The sequence below is a fragment of the Actinoallomurus sp. CA-150999 genome, assembly GCF_050942425.1.
Taxonomy (GTDB): domain Bacteria; phylum Actinomycetota; class Actinomycetes; order Streptosporangiales; family Streptosporangiaceae; genus Actinoallomurus.
Genome location: NZ_CP192063.1, coordinates 8,418,400 through 8,443,032 on the forward strand (window position 1 = coordinate 8,418,400; position 24,633 = coordinate 8,443,032).

At 71.4% G+C, this 24,633-nt stretch carries 18 protein-coding genes, 1 tRNA gene and 1 pseudogene; 14 read left to right on the forward strand and 6 right to left on the reverse strand.

The window, feature by feature from the left end; all coding sequences use genetic code 11:
- Positions 1-12 precede the first annotated feature (12 nt).
- From ACQP2O_RS38905 to ACQP2O_RS38915, 3 genes are all read left to right on the forward strand, one after another.
- Positions 13-780, forward strand: coding sequence for a class I SAM-dependent methyltransferase (locus ACQP2O_RS38905; protein WP_433174124.1), 768 nt, complete (start codon positions 13-15; stop codon positions 778-780).
- Between the two features lie 74 nt (positions 781-854).
- The gene (locus ACQP2O_RS38910) at positions 855-2,630 is read left to right on the forward strand and encodes a serine/threonine-protein kinase (RefSeq protein WP_433174126.1); all 1,776 of its coding nucleotides are present in this window, start codon (positions 855-857) and stop codon (positions 2,628-2,630) included.
- 142 nt (positions 2,631-2,772) lie between these two features.
- A complete protein-coding gene (locus tag ACQP2O_RS38915) occupies positions 2,773-4,347 on the forward strand; it encodes an alkaline phosphatase D family protein (RefSeq protein ID WP_433174128.1) in 1,575 nt (524 codons plus the stop codon).
- Positions 4,348-4,764: 417 nt separating this feature from the next.
- Here the strand turns inward: ACQP2O_RS38915 and ACQP2O_RS38920 are convergent, their stop codons facing one another.
- Positions 4,765-5,400 carry a helix-turn-helix domain-containing protein gene (locus ACQP2O_RS38920; protein WP_433174130.1) on the reverse strand — a complete coding sequence of 212 codons (636 nt, stop codon included), beginning with the start codon at positions 5,398-5,400 and terminating at the stop codon, positions 4,765-4,767.
- 83 nt (positions 5,401-5,483) lie between these two features.
- Between ACQP2O_RS38920 and ACQP2O_RS38925 the strand changes: the two genes are divergently transcribed.
- Complete coding sequence (locus ACQP2O_RS38925; protein WP_433174132.1) at positions 5,484-6,341, forward strand: SDR family oxidoreductase; 858 nt, start codon at positions 5,484-5,486, stop codon at positions 6,339-6,341.
- Between the two features lie 60 nt (positions 6,342-6,401).
- Here ACQP2O_RS38925 and ACQP2O_RS38930 read toward each other — a convergent pair whose 3' ends face one another.
- The 3 genes from ACQP2O_RS38930 to ACQP2O_RS38940 form a co-directional block, all read right to left on the reverse strand.
- On the reverse strand, positions 6,402-7,784 hold the full coding sequence (locus ACQP2O_RS38930) for an FG-GAP and VCBS repeat-containing protein (RefSeq protein ID WP_433174134.1): 1,383 nt from the start codon (positions 7,782-7,784) through the stop codon (positions 6,402-6,404).
- Positions 7,785-7,990: 206 nt separating this feature from the next.
- Positions 7,991-9,196: an Ig-like domain-containing protein gene (locus ACQP2O_RS38935; RefSeq protein WP_433174136.1), complete on the reverse strand. Its 1,206-nt coding sequence runs from the start codon at positions 9,194-9,196 to the stop codon at positions 7,991-7,993.
- Positions 9,197-9,384: 188 nt separating this feature from the next.
- Positions 9,385-10,170, reverse strand: a complete 786-nt coding sequence (locus ACQP2O_RS38940) for a TenA family transcriptional regulator (protein WP_433174138.1) — start codon at positions 10,168-10,170, stop codon at positions 9,385-9,387.
- A 124-nt stretch (positions 10,171-10,294) separates the two neighbouring features.
- Here ACQP2O_RS38940 and ACQP2O_RS38945 point away from each other — a divergent pair, with 124 nt between their 5' ends.
- Complete coding sequence (locus tag ACQP2O_RS38945; RefSeq protein ID WP_433174140.1) at positions 10,295-11,695, forward strand: NAD(P)/FAD-dependent oxidoreductase; 1,401 nt, start codon at positions 10,295-10,297, stop codon at positions 11,693-11,695.
- 39 nt (positions 11,696-11,734) lie between these two features.
- Here the strand turns inward: ACQP2O_RS38945 and ACQP2O_RS38950 are convergent, their stop codons facing one another.
- Positions 11,735-14,359 (reverse strand): hypothetical protein, encoded by a 2,625-nt coding sequence (locus tag ACQP2O_RS38950; protein WP_433174142.1) that lies wholly within the window; start codon positions 14,357-14,359, stop codon positions 11,735-11,737.
- A gap of 1,048 nt (positions 14,360-15,407) precedes the next feature.
- Between ACQP2O_RS38950 and ACQP2O_RS38955 the strand changes: the two are divergent.
- Together ACQP2O_RS38955 and ACQP2O_RS38960 are read left to right on the forward strand one after the other, a co-directional pair.
- Positions 15,408-15,644 (forward strand): annotated as a pseudogene (locus ACQP2O_RS38955) (RNA polymerase sigma factor); the annotation flags it as partial.
- Positions 15,645-15,927: 283 nt separating this feature from the next.
- Positions 15,928-16,758 (forward strand): CU044_5270 family protein, encoded by an 831-nt coding sequence (locus ACQP2O_RS38960; RefSeq protein ID WP_433174144.1) that lies wholly within the window; start codon positions 15,928-15,930, stop codon positions 16,756-16,758.
- Positions 16,759-17,046: 288 nt separating this feature from the next.
- Here ACQP2O_RS38960 and aceE read toward each other — a convergent pair whose 3' ends face one another.
- On the reverse strand, positions 17,047-19,833 hold the full coding sequence (gene aceE / locus ACQP2O_RS38965) for a pyruvate dehydrogenase (acetyl-transferring), homodimeric type (protein ID WP_433174146.1): 2,787 nt from the start codon (positions 19,831-19,833) through the stop codon (positions 17,047-17,049).
- A gap of 200 nt (positions 19,834-20,033) precedes the next feature.
- Between aceE and ACQP2O_RS38970 the strand changes: the two genes are divergently transcribed.
- From ACQP2O_RS38970 to ACQP2O_RS39000, 7 genes are all read left to right on the forward strand, one after another.
- Positions 20,034-20,219: a DUF1918 domain-containing protein gene (locus ACQP2O_RS38970; RefSeq protein WP_433174148.1), complete on the forward strand. Its 186-nt coding sequence runs from the start codon at positions 20,034-20,036 to the stop codon at positions 20,217-20,219.
- Positions 20,220-20,229: 10 nt separating this feature from the next.
- Positions 20,230-20,643, forward strand: a complete 414-nt coding sequence (locus ACQP2O_RS38975; protein WP_433174150.1) for a secondary thiamine-phosphate synthase enzyme YjbQ — start codon at positions 20,230-20,232, stop codon at positions 20,641-20,643.
- A gap of 159 nt (positions 20,644-20,802) precedes the next feature.
- Complete coding sequence (locus ACQP2O_RS38980) at positions 20,803-21,225, forward strand: DUF3052 domain-containing protein (RefSeq protein ID WP_433174152.1); 423 nt, start codon at positions 20,803-20,805, stop codon at positions 21,223-21,225.
- A 145-nt stretch (positions 21,226-21,370) separates the two neighbouring features.
- Positions 21,371-21,832 carry a peroxiredoxin gene (locus ACQP2O_RS38985; protein ID WP_433174154.1) on the forward strand — a complete coding sequence of 154 codons (462 nt, stop codon included), beginning with the start codon at positions 21,371-21,373 and terminating at the stop codon, positions 21,830-21,832.
- Positions 21,833-21,885: 53 nt separating this feature from the next.
- Positions 21,886-22,224 (forward strand): hypothetical protein, encoded by a 339-nt coding sequence (locus tag ACQP2O_RS38990; protein ID WP_433174156.1) that lies wholly within the window; start codon positions 21,886-21,888, stop codon positions 22,222-22,224.
- An 88-nt stretch (positions 22,225-22,312) separates the two neighbouring features.
- Positions 22,313-24,436: a PIG-L family deacetylase gene (locus ACQP2O_RS38995; protein WP_433174158.1), complete on the forward strand. Its 2,124-nt coding sequence runs from the start codon at positions 22,313-22,315 to the stop codon at positions 24,434-24,436.
- A gap of 65 nt (positions 24,437-24,501) precedes the next feature.
- Positions 24,502-24,574: transfer RNA gene (locus ACQP2O_RS39000), tRNA-Val, on the forward strand.
- The last annotated feature ends 59 nt before the right edge of the window (positions 24,575-24,633 follow it).

Consider the following 24,633-nt stretch of genomic DNA (forward strand, 5'->3'; position numbering starts at 1 on the left):
CGGAGGACGACGATGGGGACCGTGCAGGTCCAACCGCACGACCGCACCGCCCGTACGCGTGTGCGCGAAGAACAGGTCCGCCCCCTGTACGCCGCGACCCTCGCGGCGCTGGGAGCCGAGCCCGGCACCCGCGTGCTGCACGTCGGATGCGGCACCGGCACGGCACTGAGCCTGGCGGCGTTCACCGGCGCCGACCTCGCCGGGACCGACCCCTCGACGGACCTGCTGTCGATGGCGCGCGACCGGCTGCCCGACGTCGACCTGCGCGCGGCCGAGATCACCGAGCTGCCCTACGACCGCGGCTGCTTCGACCAGGTCATGGCGTTCGACGCCATCCAGTACGCCGCGTCCCCGGCGGCGGCCGTCGCGGAGCTGGCCCGGGTCACCCGCCCGGGAGGCGTCGTCGCGGTCGGCCTGTGGCACAACTGGTCCGGCCGCGAGGCGAGCGCCTTCCTCAGCGCCGTACGGGGCCGGGTGCCCACGCCGCCCACCGAGGGACCGCCGGTCCACGACCTGTACCGGCTCCGGGAGGTCATGGTGGAGGCGGGGCTGGACGTCTTCGCCAGCGCGGAGGTCACCCACCGGCACGACTTCGCCTCCCTGGACAACGCCTGGAACTCCATGACGGCCTCGCCGAACGTCGCGCGCGCGATCCAGATCATGGGCATCGAGGCCGCACACGAGATCTTCATGGCGAACTTCGCGACCATGCAGCGTACCGACGGCTCGATCCAGCAGGAGCACCTCTTCCAGTACGCCCTCGGCCGCGCCACGAGCTGAACACCGCCCCTCCCGGCGCCGCCCTCCGGATCGGCGTGTCGGGCGGTTGAAGCGGCGCTATCGTTACCTCTCGCATGACCGACGGTAAAGAGCGGGAGGACGACCAGATGCCCGAGGGCCATCCGCTGCGACCGGGCGACCCGTCGCGGCTCGGGGCCTACCGGCTCGTGGGACGTCTCGGGGAGGGCACCCAGGGGGTCGTCTTCCTCGGCCAGGACGCCTCCGGCGCGGACGTGGCGATCAAACTGCTGCACGCCCGCATGGCGGCCCACCCCGACGCGCGCAACCGGTTCGTCCGGGAGCTGGGCGCCGCCAAGAAGGTCGCCCGCTTCTGCACCGCCCAGGTCCTGGACGCCGACCTCGCCGGCGACCAGCCGTACATCGTCAGCGAGTACGTCGAGGGCCGGTCGCTGCGCGCGGAGATCCTCACCGAGGGAGCGCGCTCCGGCGGGGCGCTGGAGCGGCTGGCGATCAGCACGCTGACCGCCCTCGCCGCGATCCACCAGGCCGGGGTCGTCCACCGGGATTTCAACCCGCAGAACGTCCTGCTCGGAGCGGACGGGCCCCGGGTCATCGACTTCGGCATCGCCCGCGCCCTCGGCGCCGCCCGGAAGAACGAGAGCAACAGCCTCGGCACGCCCGCGTACATGGCGCCGGAGCAGGTGACGGGCGGGGAGATCGGCCCGCCGGTCGACATGTTCGCCTGGGGCGCCACGATCCTATTCGCCGCGACCGGCCGCCCGCCGTTCGGCAACGAGTCGGTGCCCGCCGTGATGGACCGCATCGTGCGCGCCGACCCGGACGTCACCGCCCTGCCCGAACCCCTTCGGTCGGTCGTCGCCGCGTGCCTGGCCAAGGACCCGGCCCGCCGGCCCACCGCCCAGCAGGCCCAGGCCGCTCTGCTGGGACAGGAGCCCGTCGGCGAGCTGACCCCTCCCCCGGCGTTCGGCACCGCCGGCGGCGTCCTCGCCGACGGAACACCCACCGCCGCCGGAGGCCCTGCGGGCGTCAGCCGCGCGCCCATCGGTCCCGGCGGCATCGCTGCCAGCGGCCCGGCGGGCGGGGCGGCCACAGTCGGAGGGGTACTCAACGGTCGCGGCGGCATGGCCGCCGAGGGCACGCCGACGGCCGCCGGTCTGGGCGGGGCGGCGGACGTTCCCGGCGGAGGCCGCGCGCCGGACCTCACCGGCACCGACGGGCCGTCCCGCGCCGAGGCGTCCCTCGTGTCGCGGCTCTCCACGACCCGCTGGATGGTCGGCGCCGGGGCCGCGACCGCCCTGGCGGCCGTCGCTCTCGCCGTCGCCCTCTGGCCGGACGGCGGCAGCGCCGCCGTTCGCCCCAAGACGTTGGCCGCCGCGGCGACTCCGTCACCGCAGCCGTCCTCCTCGGCGCCGAACACGCCTCCGAACGACGCTCTGTCGCAGAACCGGTCGCCGCACCCGTCCGCGACGCCCAGCAAGTCGCCCACCCCCAAGAGACCGGGCTGCAAGGACTACACCCGCGCGTACGGCCTGCCCGGCACGGGGACGGTGCTGCTCAAGGGCACCGTCTGCCGGACGGCTTACTCCGGCACCCTCGTCCTGGTCGACACGGCGCCGAAGGACCAGTGGCAGGCCTGCGCGCAGCTCAGGGGCCACCTCACCGGCTCACCGGGCGGCTTCATCAGCACCGCGCTCATCGCGTCGAAGAGCGGCGCCGTACAGTCCTTCGACAACGGGCCGACCGTCCGGTTCGGCGCGAAGACGAAACGCACCGAGGACTGGGTCCAGCTGAACGCCGGCCGTTGCCGGCGCTCCGGCGGAAAGCTCGTCTCGTCCTGGCAGACCCACGAACGGCTCGCCACCAGCTGAGCCCGGCCGGCCCCGTTCCCGCGATTCGAAACAACCTTGGGCTTCGTCGCCGTGTGGGCTGTCACGAGGCGTCCACTGGAAGTTGTCCGGTCTGTCAGCGGCGCGTCTCGTTACCCTCAGCAGCGGGATTTGAACTGTAGGCGTGGATCTAACACGCCGCACCTTCCTGATCGGCACGGCCGGAATGTCGCTGGCTCCCCGGCGGACGGGCGACCCGTTCACCCTGGGAGTGGCCTCGGGCGACCCCACGGCCGATGGCATCGTTCTGTGGACCCGGCTGGCGCCCGACCCGCTCACGGACGGCGGCCATGGCGGCATGCCCGGCCGGAACATCGACGTCGATTGGCAGCTCGCCGAGGACGAGAAGTTCACCCGCGTCGTACGGTCCGGCACCGTCACCGCGCAGCCGTCCTGGGCGCACAGCGTGCACGTCGAGCCGTCCGGGCTCCAGCCCGGGCGGGAGTATTTCTACCGGTTCCGCACCGGGCGGCATCTCTCGCCGACCGGCCGGACGCGGACCGCGCCCGCCCCGGGCACCGCTCCGGCGCTGGCGTTCGGCGTCGTGTCGTGCTCCAACTACGAGCAGGGCTACTTCACCGCCTACCGGCGGCTCGGCGAGCAGCATCCCGACCTCGTGCTGCACCTCGGGGACTACATCTACGAGTACGCGCCGGGCGGCTACAAGAACTCCGACGGGAAGATCGTTCGTTCGCACACCGAGCACCGGTGTCAGACGCTGACCGAGTTCCGGCTCCGGCACGCCCAGTACAAGACCGACCCGGACCTGCAGGCGCTGCACGCCCTCGCCCCCTGGATCGCCGTCAACGACGACCACGAGGTGGAGAACAACTGGGCGGGCGTCCACCCCGGCACGTCGGGCCGGCCGAACTTCACCCAGCGCAAGGTGGCGGGCTACCGCGCCTACTACGAGCACATGCCGTTGCGCCGCACGTCCCTGCCGCACGGGTCCCGCATGCAGCTGTACCGGCGGCTGGCCTGGGGCGACCTGGCGACCTTCCATGTGCTGGACACCCGGCAGTTCCGCGACGACCAGCCGTGCGACGACGGCGTGCGCGCCAACTGCTCCGATCGCCTGCTCACCGGCCGCGTGCTGGTCGGGGCCGAGCAACGGCAGTGGCTCGCCTCCGGGCTCCAGGCCTCACGGGCGCGCTGGAACCTCCTGGCGCAGCAGATCTTCATGGCCCAGCACGACTACCATCTCGGCCCCGGCAAGGAGGTCGTGCTCGACACCTGGGACGGATACACCGCCGAACGGGATCGCGTGCTCGGCGACCTGGTCGCCTCGGGCGCCCGGAACCCGGTCGTGCTCACCGGCGACATCCACTGCCACTACGCCAGTGACCTGCTGGTCGACTTCGACGACCCCGACTCGCGGCGGGTGGGCGTCGAGCTGGTGACGACCTCGGTCACGAGCGACGGGGACGGGTACGACGCCCCGGCCGGACGCGCGATCGAGCTGGAGGAGAACCCGCACATCGCCTACGCCGACCAGCGGCGCGGCTTCATCGCCGCCCGGCTGACGCCCACGGAGCTGCGGGCGGACTTCCACACGCTCCCGTACGTGACCCGCCGGAACGCGCCGAGCACCGTGACGGCGAGCTTCACCGTCGCCGACGGCGCCCACCGCCTCTCCCGGTCGAACGCCACGGCCGCCCGCGCCCCGCAGGCGGCAGCGGCCGCCGCGCCGCGCCGGTGACCGCCCGGGTGTGATCGCCGAGGGTCGTCGGGGTGATGGCCCCGACGACCCTCGGCGGTGACCGGGCCGGGCGCGCATCGGCACGTCAGCCTGCGGCGGTGACCGGGGCGACCATGCTGCGGCAACCCCGGCGGTGACCGGGCCGACCGCGCTGCAGCAACCCCCGGCGTTGACCGGGCGACCATGCTGCGGCACGTCAACCCCCAGCGGTTACCGAGCCAGCCGCGCTACGGCGACGCGCAGCGGTAACCAGGCCGACCGCGCTGCGGCAACCCGCGGCGGTGACCGGGGCGACCATGCTGCGGCAACCTGCGCCGGTGACCGAGCCAGCCGCGCTGCGGTGACCCGCAGCGGTAACGGGGCTCGCCGCGCTGCGGCGACCTGCGGCGGTAATGGGGCCGGCCGCGTTGCGGCGTCTCAGGGCGCGGCGAGGCCCGCGCGGACGAAGTCGATGACGCGGTCGACGAGGGGGATGAGATCGGCGGCGCGCGGCGCGGGACCGGCCGCCCGGGTCTCGTCGGCCTCGTAGACCTCACGGAGGCCGGTCACCGCCGCCTGAGCCGCCAGCCGGGGCATCAGCGCGGTCGGTGGCAGCCCCAGGTCGGTCCCGATGGCGGTGGCGAGGACGCGCTCGGCCCTGACGTATGACGCGCGGGCCCGGCCGCGAAGTCCCTCATCGTCCGCGATCACCTCGGCACGCAGCGCCCGCAACCGCCAGAAGCGCCGCGCCTCCTCCGGATCGCCCTCCTCGATCGCACGGATCGTCGTGATCATCCAGTCGTGGAGCGCGGCGAGCGCCGACTCGCCGTCGCGGCGTTCGGCCAGCCGCGCTGCGAGGGACTCGGGCCCGAACGGGTCGTCGAGGGCGAGGATGTCCTCTTTGGCCGGGAAGTGCAGCGTGACGGTCCGCGAGGCGACGTCGGCGGCGTCCGCGATCGCCTTGATGGTGGTCGCGTCGTACCCGTCCGACGCGAACAGCTCGAGAGCGGTCTCCTGGATGAGCGCGCGCGTCCGCCGCTTCTTGCGCTCCCGGCGGTCCAGTGTCTCCACCATGCCCTCATCCTACGCATCATTGCCATCTGAGATAAGAATGCTAAATTAGCATCAATGCAGTCATAGCAACGAGAGGACGAGCGATGGCCTCCTCGACCTGGTTCATCACCGGCACGTCGACCGGCTTCGGCCGAGAACTCACCGAACAGCTCCTGCGTCGCGGCGACACCGTCGCGGCGACCCTTCGTACCCCCGCACGCCTCGACGACCTGGCCGCCGAGCACGGCGACCGGCTGTGGATCCGCACCCTGGACGTGACCGACGCCGCGGCCGTACGCCGCGTCGTCGACGAGGCCTTCGCCGACCTCGGCCGCGTCGACGTGGTCATCTCCAACGCCGGCTTCGGCGTGTTCGGGGCGGCCGAGGAGATGACCGACGAACAGATCCACCGGCAGATCGCCACCAACCTCCTCGGCTCCGTGCAGCTCGCCCGGGCCGTCACGCCGCACTTCCGGGCCCAGGGCGGTGGCCGGTTGCTTCAGGTGTCCAGCATGGGCGGGCATGTCGCCTATCCCGGCCTGTCGCTCTATCACCTGACGAAGTGGGGCATCGAGGGCTTCTTCGAGGCGTACGCGCAGGAGGTTGAGCGGTTCGGCATCCGCACGACTCTCATCGAGCCGGGGATGGCCGGCACCGGCTTCTACGGTGCCGGGGAACAACGGCGGGCCCCCGCGCTCGCGGTCTACGAGGGCACGGAGCTGACACCATGGCTGCGCGGCACCGGCGTGAGCGAGGGCGACATGCCGGGCGATCTACCCAAGATGGCCGAAGCGATGATCCGCATCGCCGAATCCGACGACCCACCCCGTCGGCAGCTGCTCGGCTCCGACGCCTACACCCTCGTCCGTGACACGCTCACGGAACGGCTGCGCGCCCTCGACGACCAGCGCGACCTCGCCCTGTCCACCGACCGCGACGGACTCCGCCGGGAGCCCGCCTGACCGGACGAAGACCCTAGGTGTGTCCGCTGGATCTTTGTCACCGGACACACCCTGGGCGGCTCAGGAGATCGCGTAGCCCAGCAGTTCGCCCGCCGATCCGGCCTGCACGTTCGTCTTGCGCGAGCCGTGCACCAGGAGGACCGCGCCGCCGAATCCGGAGGCTCCCGGAGCGCCGATGAGCAGCTCACGTCCCCGGGCCGCCAGGGACCAGCCGAACTGGGCCGTCCCGCCCGTCGGAGAGGCGATGAGGGCGCCCCGCGTCAGGCCGCTCCGGCGGCGGCCGTCGAGGACCTGCACGACGCCGGCCCCGGCGCCGGGAGCCCCGGCGGCGAGGTCGTCGACGCCGTCGCCGTTGAGGTCCGCGGCCGCCAGGGCGGACCCGAGCCGGTCCGCCGGGCCCGTCTTGGGGAGGTTCCAGACGTCGTCCTCGCCGCCGGACCCGTACAGCACGTGCACGGCGCCCTGGGCGAAGTTGTCCGGCATCTTGGTCTCGTCCTCGCCCGGCACTCCGACGGCGAGGTCGTCGATGCCGTCGTGGTCGAAGTCGCCGGCGGCGAGGGCCGCGCCGAACTCGTCGTAGCGCTCGGGGACGCCTCGTACGCCCTGGCTGTCCTCGGTGATGCGCCGCGACCGGTGCGCGGCCGGGTCGATGACGGTGACCGCGCCCGACGCCTCGGTGCCGTCACCGGGCGCGCCCACGGCGATCTGGGGGTGCCGGCCGCGGCCGAAGGCACCGAAGTCGCCGATCGCCAGGGCCTCGCCGAAGCCGTCGGTCTGGCTGGAGCGCTGCCCCACCCAGGAGGTGTGCTGAGTGATCAGCCGAGCGGTGCGGAGACCGCGGGTGAACACGCCGACTCCGCCGCCTCCCGCGAGGCCGGGCATGCCGACCACGAGGTCGTCCCGGCCGTCATGGTCGAGGTCCCCGGCGGCGAGGGCTGCGCCGAACCGGTCGCTCCCCGGCGTGCGTCCGAGGGTCCGCACGCTGAGGGTGACCTGCGGCCGCAGCCCGCCGGGCGAGCCGAAGTAGACCGTGACGGTGCCCGTACCGTCGGCACCCGGGCGCGTACGGCCCTGGTCGGAGGCCGCGACCGCCAGGTCGGCACAGTGGTCGCCGTTGAAGTCGCCCGTGGCGAGCGTGCCGCCGAACCCCGCACCGGCCTGGGCCTGCTGAGGTGAGAGCCAGGTCGGCCGGTCACCGTACCGGACGGCGACCGCACCTGCTCTGTGGCGGCCGCCGCTCGTGGCGTACGGGGTGCCGATGGCCAGGTCACGTACGCCGTCTCCGTCGAAGTCCGGGGCGGCGCCCGCGCGGCAGCGCCGGGCGGGCTCGAACGCCGCTCCGGCGACCGGAATGCCACGGTGCACCGGCGGCACCGGAATCGCGGCCGAGGCGCAGGTCAGCAGGAGGACGGCGGCGATCACGCTGAGGCGGGTGAGGCTCACCTCCGCAACGTGCCCGCGCGGTGGAACCGCCGCCTTCCGGGAAAATGACCAATCGCTGACTTCTGTCGGTCGATGCGGCGTCAAGAGCCAGTGGGTCGACGCGCCAGCGGTCTGTACGACGGGGCGACGGCGCTCCCCGGGCGGTGAGTCGATGCGTCAGCGATCCGCACGGCCTCCCGGGCCGATGGTGTTCCCCGGACGGTGGGTCAGTGGTGCAGGACGCTGCCCTTGAGCCACTTCTTCCACGGCATCTGGTAGAACGACCAGCCGTTGTCCGGTTCGACCTGTCGGTCCGTCCCGGTGGCGATCACGGGGTCACCCGCCTGGGAGTGCTTGTAGTACCAGATCGCGTCGCTCGCCGGCTGGCGGATGCAGCCGTGGCTGCAGTTGCGGACTCCGAGGCAGTCCTCGTCGCCCGGCGTCTGGTGGAGGTACTCGCCGGCGTTGGAGACGCGGACCGCGTAGTGGATCAGCTCGTGGTAGTACCCGGCATCGCCGGGGCCGCGGCCGGGCGAGGTCATCATGACGTCCTCGTCCTTCTCCATGTTCAGGTGGATGCCGCTCGTCGTGGTGTACTCCTGGGTCTCCCCGTTGCCGGCGCTGATCGGGATGGTGCGTACCGTCCGGCCGTCCCAGTCGACGCGCATGTGGTGCCGCTTGATGTCGAGGTGGGAGATCTGCTCCTTGCCGATCCGGTACGTACGTGTGAAGTCCTTGGTGCCGTAGCCGCCCTCCTTGCCCAGGGGCACGCCCGTGAGATGGGCGACGAGCCGGATCGTCTGGTGGGCCGGCCAGAACATCTTGGCCCGGTAGACGACCTGCTTGCCGTCGTCGAACCAGTGCCACGCGCCCTCGACCGGTTTGTCGGCGATCACCTCGAGCGACTTCTCGACCGCCGCGCGGTCGGTGATCGGCTTGTCGAAGTTGAGGATGATGGGGAGCCCGACGCCGAAGGTGTCGTGTCGCCGGTCCTCCAGGACGCCGTCCTGGGAGACCGTGACGGTGCTGGGCGTACCCGTGGTGCGGAAGCGGCTCACGGCCGTGGCCCTGCGGCCGTCGACGTTCCTGGCCACCGCGCGGACGGTGATGTCCGCCCCCGGGTCGAGCGCCCATCGGGATCGCCACTCCGTACGGTCCCGGTTGAGGTCGCCCTCGATCATTCTGCGGCCGCTCTCGAGCACGACGCCGTCGAGGCGGCCGCCTGCGGCGCGGACGACGACGGGCTCGTCCGGCCGTACGGTGGCGGTGCCGGCGGCCGGTGTGATCACCACGCGGGCGGGCGCCGCCTCGACGTTGACCTTGTGGGCGCTCTCCTCCGCCGCCGTCTCCCCGCCGCCGCAGCCCGCGGCCAGCAGGGCGGTGCCCGTGACGGCGGTGAGCGCCAGTCGCCCCCGAATGGCATTGACGTGCATCTGCTGCCCTTCTCGCGGCCCATCCGACAGGAAAAGATGATCGACTACGAGATACCCATCGAGGATGACGAGAATGCAGCCGACTTCGGCCGTCCCTGGCCGTCCGAGAAGGGAAAATGCACGTCACTGCCGTTTCCGAGCAGCGAACAACGCCGCAGACTTGTGGGCTTTTTACCCTTTGAAGCCGATCATTGCCGTGTATCAACCGTAATTGCCCGATTTTCGTAACTTGCAGCGAATCCACGGCTGAACAGTTCCAGCGACCGGCGGACGGCCGATTCGACCTTCGCCCGCTCGCCCTCGTCACGGACGGTCAGCTTGATCAGTTCGAACGCCTCCCGGGGATGGGCGTCGTCGTACTCCGCGTGCTCGATGAGCCAGCGCAGCGCCCGTTCGTCGTCGCCGTACCGCTCCCGGAACGCGGGCAGGACGATACGTGTCCACTCCCCGGTCGTGCCCTCGATCGCGTAGTTCACCGCGCCGAACGCCTCGGCCAGGGTGCCCCGATAGCAGACGGACCACAGATAGTCGTACAGCGCGCCGACCTCCGGGCAGGGCCGGTGCGAGACGAGCTCCTCGAACCCGATGCCGTGTGCGGCGGCCCAGTCGGCGTACCACTGAGCGTGCAGCGCCTCGGTCCGGATGTTGCCGATCAGCCAGTCGCGGGCGAGGTGGTCGCCCGAGATCTGGCCGAACGTGGTCTTGGCCAGATAGACGCCCATGTACTTCGGGAATGCCTCGACGATGCAGAAGAAATCAAGGAGGATCCGCCGCCACGCCTCATCGGGGAACGGTCCATGAGCGGTCTCGGTAAAGATCCTCTCCTCGAGCACCGCCGACCAGTCTCGCCGAACCGAATCGACCATGGCCTGCGCCCAGGCCGGATGGGGCGTCTCGGTGAGTTCGTCCTTCACCATGCGGTGATGACGGGTCCGGGATGGTGCCGGCGAAAGATGGCCGGTAGTGGTCGTCATGATCCGACTCCTCGCTCGGTTATCCGAGTATCGGCACGCCCTTCACATAGGGTCAATACGCACGTTTCATAGTGTCCGTGCCTTTCTCCCCCTCCTTGGTCCCCCGCGTCACCGGAGGCCGTACGTGAAACGCGAACACGCCGTCGTCGTGGGCGGAAGCATGGCCGGTCTGCTCGCCGCTCGCGTCCTGAGCGCCCACTTCGACCGCGTCACGCTGATCGAGCGCGACCGTTTCCCGGCCGAGCCGGTGTTCCGCGCCGGGGTGCCGCAGGCCCGGCACGTCCACGTGCTGTGGACCCGCGGCCGAGAGGTCGTCGAGGTGCTGTTCCCCGGGCTGGAGGACACGTTACGGGCGGCGGGCGCCGTCGACGTCGGGGTGCCCGCCGACGTCCTCTGGCTGACCTCGGCCGGGTGGCGGCGACGGTTCGACGTGACGGGACTGCTCTCGTGCAGCCGTCCGCTCCTCGACTGGGCGGTACGACGGCGGCTCACCGGATCGCCCGACGCCGGGCGGGCCCCGGTGGACGTCCTCGAAGGCCGTCACGTGACCGGCCTCCTCCCCCGCGGTCGCGACGTCGCCGGGGTCGTGCTCGGCTCCGACGGCGAACTGCGCGCCGACCTCGTCGTCGACGCCACCGGCCGCGGATCGCAGGCCCCGTCGTGGCTGGCGGCGCTCGGGTACCCGGAGCCGCCGGAGACCCGGGTCGACCCGCTCCTCGGCTACGCCAGCCGCTGTTACGCGATACCGCCCGGTTTCGACCCCGGCTGGAAGGCGCTCTACATCCAGGCGGATCCGCCCGCGACCCGGCGCACCGGCGGCCTGTTCCCCCAGGAGGACGGCCGCTGGCTGTGCAGCCTCTCCGGCGCGGGACGCGACTACGGCCCGACCGGCGAGAATGCCTTCCTCGACTTCGCCAGAGGACTGCGCAGCCCCGTCCTGTACGAAGCCATCCGCGACGCCGAACCACTCACGCCGATCACCGCCTTCCGCCGTACGGCCAACCACCGGCGGCACTACGAGCGCCTGCGCGCGTGGCCTCGAGGGTTCGTCGTCACCGGCGACGCGGCGTGCGCGTTCAACCCGATCTACGGCCAGGGGATGAGCGTGGCGGCCGTCGCGGCCCTGGCGCTCGACCGCTCCCTACGCGAGCCCGGCCCCGGCTTCGAACGACGCTTCCAGCGCGGCGTCGCCCGCAGCGCCGCCGGGGCGTGGCTCGTCGCCACCGGCGAGGACCTGCGGTACCGGGAGACCGAGGCCGCACACGTCCGGCTGCGCACCCGCGTCATCAACGCGTACGTCGACGAGGTCGTGGCCACCGCCAACGTCGACCGGCACGTGTGCGAGCGCCTGGTCCACGTGCTGGCACTCATGACCGCCCCGACCTCGCTGTTCGCCCCGACGGTCCTGGCGCGCGTCGTCGCCAACCGCGTACGGCGACCCGCCCCCGTCCCCATGCCGATACCGTCCCGGCCGTCCCACGACCGGGACGCGGAGGCAGGCGATCGCGCCGGCCGAGACCGGTGACGGGCCCAGGCTCGCGACGCCGCACGCCCGCTCGGCGGGTCAGTCGTCGGACGGTGGTGGGAAGCGACGACGGAACCGGTCGAATCGGCCGGTCGTTTCGCCGGCATCGTGCCCGGGGGAAGGCGGGAACTGCGGGTGCGCCGGGTCGTCCGCCGCCCCGGCGCCGGTCGCGTCCGGGCCGCCCGATGCGCCGGGACCGCCGGGTGCTCCGGGTCCGCCCGCGTCCCCCGGCGACGGCGGCATCCCTCCCGCGTCCGGTGGAACGGGCGGGGCACCTGCCGGGCCTCGTGGCGGGAACGTCGCGCCGCCGAACGCCGAGGGCGCGGTCCCTCCCGGGACGGGCGAGGACGGTCCGGATCCCGGGAACGGCGGCGGAGGCGGTGGTACCGGGCCCTGGCCGAACGGCGACGGGGCCGGTCCACGCGGATCGGCCGGGGGTCCGGACTGGATGCGGGGGTCGACCGGGGGCTGAGCCGGCCCACTCTGGTCGGCCGGCGGCTGAGGTGACCCGCCGGGGTAGGCCGACGGCTGAGCAGGCCCCCGCGGATCGGCCGACTGCTGAGCAGGGCCCCTCGGATCGGACAGCGGCTGAGCAGGCCCCCTCGGGTCGGCCGGCTGCTGAGCAGGGCCCCTCGGATCGGCCGGCGGGCGGGCGAACCCACCAGGATCGCCGAAGGGCTGGGCGGGGCCGCCCGAGTCACCGAAAGGCTGCGCGGAACCGCCGGGGTCGGCCGGTCCCTGAGCGGGGCCCCTCGGATCGGACAGCGGGCCGCCGAACCCACCAGGGCCCCCAAAGGGTTGCGCGGAACCGCCAGGGTCGGCCGACGGCTCACCGAACGCCTGAGCGGGTCCCCGCGGGTCGGTTGACGGCCGACCGAACCCACCGGGCTCACCGAACGCCTGAGCGGGTCCTCGCGGATCCGTTGACGGCGACCCGCCGGGCTCGCCCAACGGCTGATTCGACCCTCCGAGGTCGGCCGACGGCTGACCGAGTATCTGCGGATCGCCCGGCGGACGGCCATGACCGAACGGTTCGGAAGCGCCTTGCGGCTGCCCGGCCGGCCGATCGTGGGCGTGTGCGTCGGCGGACCGCCGCGCGTGCCGGGCCGACGACGTGGGCCGCAGGTGTCCCGTCGTGAGCTGCTCCAGCCGAGCCCTGGCGTCCTCCGCCTGAGCGGTGGCCTCGTCGGCCCGGGCCTGAGCCTCACCGGCCCGGGCGTTGGCCGAGTCGACCTCGGACTTCACCTTTCCCGTCTGAGCCTTGGCCTGCTCGGCTTCGGCCTTCGCCTTGTCGATCTGAGCCCTGGCCTCCTCCGCCTCGGCCTTGGCCTGCCCTAGCTGAGCCCTGGCCTGCTCGGCTTCGGCCTTCGCCTTCCCTGCCTGAGCCGTGGCTTCCTCCGCCTGGGCGTTCGCCTTCCCCAGCTGGGCCTTGACCTGCTCCGCCTCGGCCTTGGCGCTGTCGATCTGAGTCTTGGCCTCGTCGGCTTCGGTCTGTACGGCGTCGCGCTCAGCGATCATCGTGGCCAGTGCGGCGCGAAGCTGGTCGAGCATTCCGGAACGTTCCCTGGCCTGGAGCTGGTACTGCCCCAGGCGGGCCTGCGCGTCCTCCAGCTCGCGGCGGACCGACTCGATGTCCGCGGTCAGCCGCTCGCCCTCCTCCACGCGAGGCCGCGTTGTCTGCAGTTCCTCGTGCGCGGCCCTGGACTCTTCGTGGGAAGCCTCCAGGTCGGCTCGTACGGTCTCCAGCTCGGCGCGTACCGTCTCCAGCTCGGCGCGGACCTCGTCCCGCTCGGCAGAGGTACGTTCCAGCTCGCCGCGGCTTTCCTCCAACGAGGCCACTGCCGCGTCCCGCTCGGCGCTCACCTCGTCGGCATGCGCGCGGGCCTCCAGGGCCTGCCGATCCGCCGCCGCACGTGCCTGCTCGGCAGCGGCCCGGGCGTTCTGCGCGAGCTCGGCCGTGGTCCGCATCTTGTCCAGTTCGGACTCGGCGGCGCGGAGCCGGGAGCGCATCTCCTCGATCGCGATGGACCGCTTCTGAAACTCCTTGGCCTCGGCGAGCTCCCCCCGGTACCGCGCGACCTCGTCGCGGGCCAGGTCCAGCGCGGAGGTCAGCTCCTCCAGCCGCCGGGTGAGACGGTCACGCTCCTCGCGTACGGCCGTGATCGCCTCGGTCGCCGCCTCCGCCGTGCGGGTCGCCTGCGCGCCGAGGTCTCGTGCGGCTTCCCGTTCGGTGTGGGCGGTCTCCAGCTGTGCGGTGAGGTCGGCGGCACGGGCCTCGGCCCGCTCCACGCGGTGCCGTACGTCGCCGAGCTGGGCGAGCACGTGCTCGGCCTCCAGCCGGGCCGCCTCCCGGTCACGCTGCGCCGCGGCGATGCCCGCGGCAGCCTCCGCTCTTGCCTCCGCGATCCGCCGCTCGACCCCCGCGACGCTCAGATCCGCCGTCAGGGACATCGCCAGGAGCTCGGCGACGTCCTCGAGCCGTTCGACCATGTCCCAGGTCCGCGCGACCTGTCCGGAGAGGCCCGGGGAGTCCTGGTCGCGGCGGCGCCGGTCGGCCGCCGCACGGGCGCAGGCGCCATCGTTGTCGAGGCAGTAGCGCACGGCGGGCCCATCCTCGCCCGGCTGGGGGATCGGGCGTCCGCAGTAGGCGCAGGGCCGCGTCACCTCATCGTCCCCGACGAGCGTCGCGGACGGGCCCTCCTCCGGCTGTGAGGCGTTCTCCCCCAGCTGTGGACCGTTCTCCCCCAGCTGTGGGGCGTTCTCCGCCGCCTGTGGGGCGTTCTCCGCAGATCCCCGCGACGCCCCCGGCTCCGCAGATCCCCGCGGCGCCCCCGGCTCTGCGGATCCCCGCGACGCCCCTGGCTCCACAGACCCCCGGGAAGCCTCCGGCTCCGCGCGCCCCCGGGACGCTCCCGGCCCCGCGAGACTCTGCGGCGCTCCCGACTCCGCGGGATCCTGCGGAGCTCCCGGCTCCGCGGAACCCGTCTCGGGCGTCTCCTCCTGCGAGGTCTGCGGAGGAGGCTCAGGGGCGTTTCCGTCCGGGCCGTCCTCCGCTGGGGAATCGGCCGGTGCCGGGACGGTGTCCGCGTCGGCCTCGGAAGGTGAGGCCGTGTCGGAAGGCCGGACCGGCTCGGAAGTCGGCTCCGTGCCCGAAGGTGGAGCCGACTCGGAGGACCGGGTCGCGCCGGGCGAAGCGGCGGGGTCGGACGCTTCATCGCCGGACGGCAATGCGGCATTCGACTCGGGCACGTTGTCGTCCGTCGGGCCGGACACGCTCATCCCCCCTGCGATCCGTAATCGGGATGATCTCTACTGTCAGCTCGAAGACCGTATCCCGCTTCATCCCTTCTGTGGAACGCAACGGCGAGGTTCGGTACCCGGACATTGCGAAGGGCCCGGCAGCGGCGGCGTACCGGGCCCTTCTCTTCCCCACTTGGCGGCCTGGAGGCGGATTCGGGCGATGTGAAGAGGCGGGATCACGACGGATCCTTGACGGGTCATCCGTATCTCCAGGTACTCGCGACCGTAACCCCGCAGGTCGGCGCCGAGGAAGCCATGGACCGTTTACACAAATTCACAACCTCTGTTCCCACGCGGCCGCAACTCCCCGACGGCGGACTCGACCGGGCCCGTGAAGAAGATTCCGGCGTGCGACTGAGTACCGGTGACCGCCGAACGCCTCGGAAAGGCCGGATATGAGACGGAGCCACCGATGACCGCTCCCCCCGGCGTCGCCCACTCGAACGGAGACGACGCCGCGGTGATCGAGCGATCGTGGCATGAACCCGATCGGTTCAGAGTGATCTACGACAGGTACTTCCCGGAGATCTACCGGTACGTGGCCGGACGGCTCGGCCGTGACGTCGCCGACGACGTCGCGGCGGAGACGTTCCTCGCCGCGTTCCGCAAGCGCGACCGCTTCGATCCGGCGCGCGGTGCCGTACGCCCCTGGCTGTTCGGCATCGCGACGAACCTGGTCGGACAGTACCGGCGCGATGAGAGCCGTCGCTACGCGGCGCTCGCCCGTATGGGCGGTGACCTCCTCCCGAGCGGGGGCCACGAAGATCGCGTCGCCGCCCAGGTCACGGCCGAGGGCATGCGACCGCAGCTCGCCATGGCTCTCGCGGCGCTGCCGGAAGGCGACCGCGACGCGCTGCTCCTCGTCGCGCTGGTCGATCGGCCAGGAGCCGGCCGGGACCAGGCCGCGGGAGGTCCCGAGTACCCCGGCGCGGGTGCCGAGCACACCGTCGCCGCGCCGACGGCGGATCCGCTGGGCACTGCCGGGGCTCGGACTGGTGGCCGTCGGGACGGCCACCGCGATCGCCCTTACGGTCACGGCGGCTCCTCCGGCCCGTCCACCACACCCTGTCCCGTCGGAGACGGCCCAACGGCTGTCCGGCCGGGAGGTGCTGCTGGCCGCCGCATCGAGTGCGGAGTCCGCGCCGCCGGCGACCGGAAAGTACTGGCATATCCGATGGATTCACGCCATCACCGTCAACAACGCGCGTCCAGTGGGGAACGTGCTCGAGACCTGGGCCACCAAGGACGGCCGGTGGTACATGGGCACCGCCACCCTGGACGGCCGCGGGCTGGGGTTGAACAAGGAGAAGCACAAGAACGGCGCGTCCTTCGAGCTGGAAGACCACATGCTGTCCTTCGATCAGCTCCGGCGGCTGCCGGCCGACCCGCAACGGCTTACGGCCTGGACGCGGACGTTCTCCCGTGGGCTCAATGCGAGCTGGCGGAAAAAGGACGTGGAGGACTCGGTCACCGGCACGCTGAGCGCGCTGCTGTACGCGGTCCCCGTCTCTCCCGAGGTGCGGGGGGCCGCCTTCCGAGCGCTCGCGCAGCGGCCCGGGGTGACGACCGGCGGCCGGGCCAAGGACGTCCGGGGACGCGTGGGACAGGCGGTCTCGATCGGCTCCTTCCACCTGATCATCGATCCGAAGACCGCGTTCGTCCTGCAGGAGACCACGGGGACGGTGGACACCAAGACGTCGTCGACTCTCTACTACGAGGTCGGCTGGACGAACGAGAAACCGCACGTGCCGAGCGCCTCTTGATCGGCTGCGGAGGCTCGGCCGACGGGCCGGGCCTCCGACCCGTCCCCTGTCACTGCCCGCGGTGCCGTCGGCCGGCCGTCGGCACGCTGGAAGGCGGACGCCTGTTCTCCAGTCGATCTTCGACCATCTCACCATGGTTCTCGAGCCCGATCCGGACCCGCACGCCGGAGACGATTCGCACGGCATCGCCCCCGGAGACGACGGCGATGAGTTCTGATGGGAGACCACCCGAACGCCGACGGCCGGGGCGCCCCTGGGGCAGCCCCGGCCGTCTTCGCGTCCGGTGTCTCAGCCGACGCTCATCGTGTCGGTCGAGCTCTCGGGCGGGGTGCTGTCGGCGCCGACGACGACCTCGGCGCCCTCGCCGAGCTGGTAGCGCTCGATCGCCTTCTGCAGGACCTCCTGCTTGATCTCACCGCGCCGGGCGAGCCGGGTCAGCACCGCGAGGGTGATGGACGCCGCGTCGACGTGGAAGAAGCGGCGGGCGGCGGCCCGGGTGTCGGAGAACCCGAACCCGTCGGTGCCGAGCGAGGACCAGTCGCCCGTGACCCACGGCGCGATCTGGTCGGGGACGCCCCGCATGAAGTCGCTGACGGCGACGACCGGGCCGGGCTGCCCGTCCAGGGTGCGGGTGACGTACGGGACGCGCTGCTCTCCGTCGGGGTGGAGGAGGTTCCACTCGTCGCAGGCGATGGCCTCGCGGCGCAGCTCCGTCCAGGACGTGGCGGACCAGACGTCGGCGGCCACGCCCCACTCGTCGGCGAGCATCCGCTGGGCTTCGAGGGCCCACCGGACCCCGACGCCGGAGGCGAGGATCTGCGCGCCCGGTGCCTCGCCCTCGACCTGCGGGGCCTCGGCGTAGCGGTAGAGGCCCTTGAGCAGGCCGCCGACGTCGAGGTCGGCCGGCTCGGCGGGCTGCTGGTACGGCTCGTTGTAGACGGTGAGGTAGTAGAAGACGTCCTCGCCGTTCGGGTGCTCCTCGCTGGAGCCGTACATGCGCCGCAGCGCGTCCTTGATGATGTGCGACAGCTCGAACGCCCAGGCCGGATCGTAGTAGACGCACGCCGGGTTGGTGGCGGCGAGCAGCGGCGAGTGCCCGTCGTTGTGCTGCAGGCCCTCGCCGGTGAGGGTCGTACGGCCCGCGGTCGCGCCGAGCAGGAAGCCGCGGGTCATCTGGTCGGCCATCGCCCAGATGCTGTCGCCGGTCCGCTGGAACCCGAACATCGAGTAGAAGATGTAGACGGGGATCATGTGCTCGCCGTGCGTGGCGTACGCCGTGCCCGCGGCGATCGCCGAGCCGACGGCACCCGCCTCGCTGATGCCCTCGTGCAGCATCTGGCCCTGCTCGGACTCCTTGTAGGAGAGCAGCAGCTTGCGGTCGACCGCCTCGTACGTCTGCCCGTACGGGGAGTAGATCTTCGCGGAGGGGAAGAGCGAGTCCATGCCGAACGTGCGGTACTCGTCCGGGGCGATCGGTACGAACCGGGCGCCGATGTTCTCGTCCTTGATCAGGTCCTTGAGCAGCCGGACGAACGCCATCGTCGTCGCGACGTTCTGCTTGCCGGAGCCCTTCTTCAGCTCGGCGTACACCGAGTCGCCGGGCAGCTTGAGGGGCTTGGCCCGTACGACGCGCTTGGGCAGGTAGCCACCGAGGGCCATGCGCCGCTCGCGCATGTACTGGATCTCCTCGGAGTCCTCGCCCGGGTGGTAGTACGGCGGCAGGTCCGCCTCGAGGGCCGAGTCGGGGATGTCGAGGTAGAGCCGGTCGCGGAACTCCTTGAGCTCGGCCTTCGTGAGCTTCTTCATCTGGTGGGTGGCGTTGCGGGCCTCGAAGTCCGGCCCGAGCGTCCAGCCCTTGATGGTGTGGGTGAGGATGACCGTCGGCTGCCCCACGTGCTCACGCGCGGACTTGAACGCGGCGTACACCTTGCGGTAGTCGTGGCCGCCGCGCGACAGCTTGCGGATGTCGTCGTCGGACATGTGCTCGACCATCTTGCGCAGCCGAGGGTCGTCGCCGAAGAAGTGCTCGCGGATGTACTCGCCGGTCTCGACGGTGTAGGTCTGGAACTGCCCGTCCGGCGTGGTGTTCATCTGGTTGACGAGCACGCCGTCGACGTCCTGGGCGAGCAGCGGGTCCCAGTCGCGGCCCCAGATGACCTTGATGACGTTCCATCCGGCGCCGCGGAAGAACGACTCCAGCTCCTGGATGATCTTGCCGTTGCCGCGGACCGGACCGTCGAGCTGCTGCAGGTTGCAGTTGATGACGAAGGTGAGGTTGTCGAGCTCCTCGCGGGCGGCCAGGCCGATGGCGCCGAGCGACTCCGGCTCGCCCATCTCGCCGTCGCCCAGGAACGCCCACACGTGCGACCGCGAGGTGTCCTTGATCTTCCGGTTGTAGAGGTAACGGTTGAACCGGGCCTGGTAGATCGAGTTGATCGCCGTGAGGCCCATGGACACCGTGGGGAACTCCCAGAAGTCCGGCATCAGCCGGGGGTGCGGGTACGACGAGAGGCCGCCGCCCGGGTGGGAGATCTCCTGGCGGAAGCCGTCGAGCTTGTCCTCGGGCAGCCGGCCCTCGAGGAACGCGCGGGCGTAGATGCCCGGCGCCGCGTGGCCCTGGATGAAGACCTGGTCGCCGGACTCGCCGTGGTCCTTGCCGCGGAAGAAGTGGTTGAACCCGACCTCGTACAGGGACGCCGCCGAGGCGTACGTGGCGATGTGGCCGCCGACCGACAACTCCGGGCGGTTCGCCCGCGACACCATGATCGCGGCGTTCCAGCGGATGTAGGCGCGGATGCGCCGCTCGACGTACTCGTCGCCGGGGAACCAGGGCTCGCGCTCCGGCGAGATCGTGTTGATGTAGTCCGTGCTGCGCAGGCCGGGCACGCCGACCTGCTGCTCTCGGGCCCGCTCCAGCAACCTCAGCATGAGGTAGCGGGCGCGCGAGCGGCCCTCGGTCTTGATCACCGTATCGAGCGACTCCAGCCACTCCCGGGTCTCATCGGGGTCGATGTCCGGAAGCTGGCTGGGGAGGCCGTCGCTGATGATGGAAAAGCGCTGGCGTCCGGAAGCCACGGGGTCCCCTTCGCTTCGTGCCCACCCAGGTCAGGTGATGGATCGTTGCTGTCCTGACCATCGTCGTACGTCAGGACCGTTAACGCATCTCTACCGTCGGGTAACCGTCCCGATATGGCTTCCCATCAGCCTCGAGCCGTACGAGGCTGTGTGGAGAGCCACCGCACAGGGGATACCCGCCGTCGGGAGGTGAAACGACCATGCACGCGGCCGTAGGCGACCGGTTGCACGTCCACGGCAACATCGTCGGACAGGCGGACCGGACCGGAAAGATCATTGAGGTTCGCGGCGCCGCCGGCGAGCCGCCCTATCTCGTCCGTTTCGACGATGGGCACACTGGTTTGGTGTACCCCGGGCCGGATGCCGTGATCGAGCCGGACGAGTAGACATGTGCGTATGAACACTGAAGTGATAAGCGTGGCCACCGGGAGCAAGGAGGCCGTACACGACATCACCGGCGAATGCCTCCGATTCCTGCGCGACATCGGGGCGTCCGACGGATTGCTGAGCCTCTTCGTTCCGCACGCGACCGCCGGCATCGCGCTGATAGAGCTGGGGTCGGGCAGCGACGAAGATCTCCTGTCCGCTCTCCGCGAATTGCTGCCAGCGGACGATCGGTGGATCCACGACCACGGATCTCGCGGGCATGGCCGATCTCACGTGATGCCGGCGTTCGTCTCGCCCTACGCCACGATCCCGGTGATCGACGGGAAACCGGCGCTGGGCACCTGGCAATCGGTGGCTGTGGTCGACCTCAACGTGGACAATGTCGTGCGCAAGGTGCGACTCAGCTTCATCAGCGGTAGTTGAGAGAAGTGGCCGTGTTCGCTCACTTGCGGGTCAGACACTTGCGCACGGGGTGGTCGGCCGTGTGAACTGTCCGGCAATGCCGCACCCGGAAGGTCGGGCGGTAAAGAAGATTCATGGGCATGTTTGACAATCGCGGCCCACAACACAGGGAGGACGTTCGTGAGCGCGACCGCGGGTCAGGCGCAGAGCAGCCTGGCCGAACGGCTCGGCATCAAGCCGAACCAGGTGGTGCAGGAGATCGGCTACGACGACGACATCGACGAGGAGCTGCGGAGCTCCATTGAGTCGGTCTCGACCAACGAGCTGGTCGACGAGGATTACGACGACGTCGTCGACGTCGTGCTGCTGTGGTGGCGCGAGGACGACGGCGATCTGTTCGACGCCTTGTCCGACGCACTGACCACACTGGCGGACGGCGGCCACATCTGGCTGCTCACGCCGAAGGCGGGGCGCGAAGGCCACGTCGAGCCGAGCGACATCCTCGAGGCCGCACAGACGGCCGGGCTGTCGCAGACCAAGAGCATCAGCGCGGCCCAGGAGTGGTCGGGCACGCGTCTGGTGTCACCCAAGGCGCGGCGTTGACCTTTACCGCCGAGGAGCGGACCGTGCGGGGAGAGGGCTGACCGGCGTGTGAGGCGTTTCATACGTCGGGTGTCCCGTGATCCGCCGTGGCGTGCAGTGGCAGACTGGCGTCCGGCCACAGACTCGGCGAGGAAGGGTTCACGACATGGCGGTTGAGGTCGGCGACACCGCACCGGACTTCGAGCTGACCGACCAGCACGGCACTCCGGTCAAGCTGTCGGACTTCCAGGGGAAGAAGACCGTGGTTCTCGTCTTCTACCCGCTGGCGTTCAGCGGCGTGTGCACGGGCGAGCTGTGCGCCATCCGCGACCAACTGCCCACCCTGGGCGGCGACGACGTGCAGGTTCTCGCCGTGTCGGTCGACTCGGTGTTCGCGCACCGGGCCTGGGCCGACCAGGAGCACTACCGGTTCCCCTTGCTGTCGGACTTCTGGCCGCACGGCGAGGTGGCGAAGACCTACGGGATCTTCGACGAGAACAGGGGCGTCGCGACGCGCGGCACCTACATCATCGACAAGACCGGTGCCGTGCGGTGGAAGGTGGAGAACGCCATCCCCGACGCCCGTGACCTCGACGAGTACCGAAAGGCGCTCGCCGACATCTCCTGACCTCCTGCGACCGGGCCCGTACGGGCCCGGTCCCGGATCCCACCGGAGGCGCCATGCCCTGCTACCGCTGCGGGGCCCGGCAGACGGACCCGGACCACGGCCCGAGCCCCTGGCGACGCGGGGTGCGCGAGGACCGGCAGGTTCTGGTCTGCCCCGACTGCCAGAACGGCCGGGACTGGGCCGGTGAGCTCGATCACTGTACGGCGTGCGGGTCGACGACCCTGGTGTGCCGCCTCGGCGAGGTCGAGTGCCGCACCTGTGGGCAGATCCGCGCCGCCGAGCGGACGCCCGAGACACGCGTGTCCGCCGGCGCCCCGGGGCTGTCCGAGGAAGTAGCCGCGGCGCTCAGCCGCGTCCTACACCAGGGTCCGAACCCTGGCCAACCGGGATAAACCGACAATTAACCAAATTTCAACTTAACGTATGGCATGATCCTCTCGCTCCTGCGGCGGACGACCGCAGGACTGAGGGGGAGCGAGCGTGGCGGGTAGCCCTGCGCGTGCGATCGCGGGTCTGGCCGCGGCGGCGACATGTGTCGGTCTTCTCGGAATCGCGAGTCCGGTACGGGCCGCGCAGGGGCAGACACTCGCGGCGCGGACCGGTTTCGTCCAGGTCGTCGCCCACCCAGATGACGATCTTCTGTTCATGTCCCCGGACCTGGCACAGGACATCCGGCGCGGCGAAGGCGTCACGACGGTCGTGCTGACCGCGGGCGAGGGACACGCCGGGATCAAGGACCATTACAACCCCCACGCGTACGTCGCACAACGTCGCCAGGGACTGCACTCGGCATACGCCGCCATGGCCGGGGTCCGGGACGGCTGGCGGGTGGAGACCGTACGCTCCGGCCGGGTCAAGATCGAGGTGCACACGCTCACCGCGCGCCCCGACATCCACCTGGCGTTCCTCAGCCTGCCCGACGGCCGCGACCCCCGCCCCCGCATCGGCAGACGGGCGACCGCCCAGCTCCTGGCGGACCACCGCTCGGTCAAGTGCGCGGCGACCGTGACGCCGAAGCACTCGCCGTACGCCCACTGCTACACCCACGCCGACGTCGTCCACGCCCTGGTCACCCTGTTCCAGCGGTACCGCCCCACGGTCGTACGGACGCAGGACCCGGCCCCCGACCGGCGGTACACCGCCGACCACACCGACCACGTGGCGGCGGCGGGATTCGCCACCGAGGCGGTGCACTCCTCCAAGCAGCCCCTCGTTCAGGTCGACTACCGCGACTACAACCTCACCGACACCCCGGTGAACCTCGGCAAGGCCGACCGTACGGCCAAAGAGCGCTACTTCGCCGACTACCGGGCCCACGACTACCGGATCAACCCCGAGGCCAAGAACTTCGCCTCGTGGCAGGAGCGCATGCGCTACCGCTGGCCGCGCGGAGCCTCCTGGACGACCCGCGCCGGCAACGGACGACTCCAGGCCTTCGTCGTCCTGTCCGGCCGCCTCTACACGTGGTGGCAGACCCCCACCGGGTGGGCCGGCCCCGCGTCACTCGGCGGCAGCGACCTCGACCCATCGCTCACCACCGCCGACGGCCAGGTCTTCGCCCGCAAGGGCGGCGCGCTCGTCGCCGTACGGCCCCGGTACGCCGGCGGACGGTGGACGGCGACCTGGACCTCCCTCGGCGCCGCGACCGGCACGCCCGTCGCCGTGTCCGGCAATAACGGCGGCAACGCCGTGTTCGTCCGCAACGCCAAAGGCGGCGTCAGCGTGAAGTGCCAGGCGGCGAACGGCTCTTGGACGCCGTCCTGGCAGGAACTACGCGGCCCGGCCGCCAGGGCCGTCCAGAGGCGCGCCGCGGCACCCTCCTCCCCCACGCCCCGTACGACGGCCCCGACCACCCCGCCGAGCAGCGGCTCCCCGTCGCCCTCCGCGACCCCGAGCGCCTCACCGTCCCGGCGTCCCCGGCACATCTTGCCTTCGCTGCCACTGCCCGGCACGAGCACCACCCCGGCGACCGGCGGCACGCCGTCGCCGACCCCGCCCCGGCCGACACCGGGGAAGACCACTCCGGCCTCACCGGCGCCCACGACCACCGCCCCTTCCGGCGGCCCGACGACCACGCCCCCGACCGCGCGCAAGCAGGCCCGGACGATCCCGCCTGGCCGGGACATCCAGGACGGCATGGACGCCGTCGGCGGCAACGCCGGAATCGAGCTCTTCGCCCCGACCCGTACGCAGTTGCTCCAGTGGCGACAGAGCCGCGGATGCACCTTCGTATACGCCGGCGCGGTCCCCGGCGTACGGCCGGGCGGCCCCATCACCGCGACCCGCGACGCCGGCGGCAACGCGACCCTCGTGTACGAGGTAGCCGGTTCGACGGCGATCCGCCAGGTGAAGGAGACCGGCCACCGGTGGAGCGACCCCGCGACCCCACTACGCGCGGTCTTCCACAAGATCGGCGAGGCCCCGGTCCCCACCGGCAGCCGCGTCCCCCCGCCCGCCCTCCCCTTCCCCGCGATCGGCGTCCCCATGGTCGCCACCGACGGCACCGGCCAGGTGTTCGCCCTCGCCCTTGCCGAGGACGGCCACCTGTACGTCTCCTCGCGCGGCGCCGGTGACATCTTCGGCGCCTGGCGGCCGGTGGCCTGATTTCGTTTCGCAGGTAGGGGGAAGATCCCGGTAGGCTGTGGCCGGTCGCCGGTTCCCCCGGCAGCGGGCGCATAGCTCAGTGGTTAGAGCACTGGTCTTACAAACCAGGAGTCGCTGGTTCGAATCCAGCTGTGCCCACCCATATAGCCCCAGGTCAGACAGCATTTTCGCCGAGGCTCTCTCATTTCGTGCCAGTC

Excerpts from the sequence above, each read along its gene's own strand:
- ACQP2O_RS38990 (WP_433174156.1), top strand. The coding sequence starts at position 21,886 with ATGCCCTGCTACCGCTGCGGGGCCCGGCAGACGGACCCGGACCACGGC.
- ACQP2O_RS38910 (WP_433174126.1), top strand. The coding sequence starts at position 855 with ATGACCGACGGTAAAGAGCGGGAGGACGACCAGATGCCCGAGGGCCAT.
- ACQP2O_RS38970 (WP_433174148.1), top strand. The coding sequence starts at position 20,034 with ATGCACGCGGCCGTAGGCGACCGGTTGCACGTCCACGGCAACATCGTC.
- ACQP2O_RS38940 (WP_433174138.1), bottom strand. The coding sequence starts at position 10,170 with ATGACGACCACTACCGGCCATCTTTCGCCGGCACCATCCCGGACCCGT.
- ACQP2O_RS38925 (WP_433174132.1), top strand. The coding sequence starts at position 5,484 with ATGGCCTCCTCGACCTGGTTCATCACCGGCACGTCGACCGGCTTCGGC.
- ACQP2O_RS38975 (WP_433174150.1), top strand. The coding sequence starts at position 20,230 with ATGAACACTGAAGTGATAAGCGTGGCCACCGGGAGCAAGGAGGCCGTA.
- ACQP2O_RS38905 (WP_433174124.1), top strand. The coding sequence starts at position 13 with ATGGGGACCGTGCAGGTCCAACCGCACGACCGCACCGCCCGTACGCGT.
- ACQP2O_RS38935 (WP_433174136.1), bottom strand. The coding sequence starts at position 9,196 with ATGCACGTCAATGCCATTCGGGGGCGACTGGCGCTCACCGCCGTCACG.
- ACQP2O_RS38985 (WP_433174154.1), top strand. The coding sequence starts at position 21,371 with ATGGCGGTTGAGGTCGGCGACACCGCACCGGACTTCGAGCTGACCGAC.
- ACQP2O_RS38920 (WP_433174130.1), bottom strand. The coding sequence starts at position 5,400 with ATGGTGGAGACACTGGACCGCCGGGAGCGCAAGAAGCGGCGGACGCGC.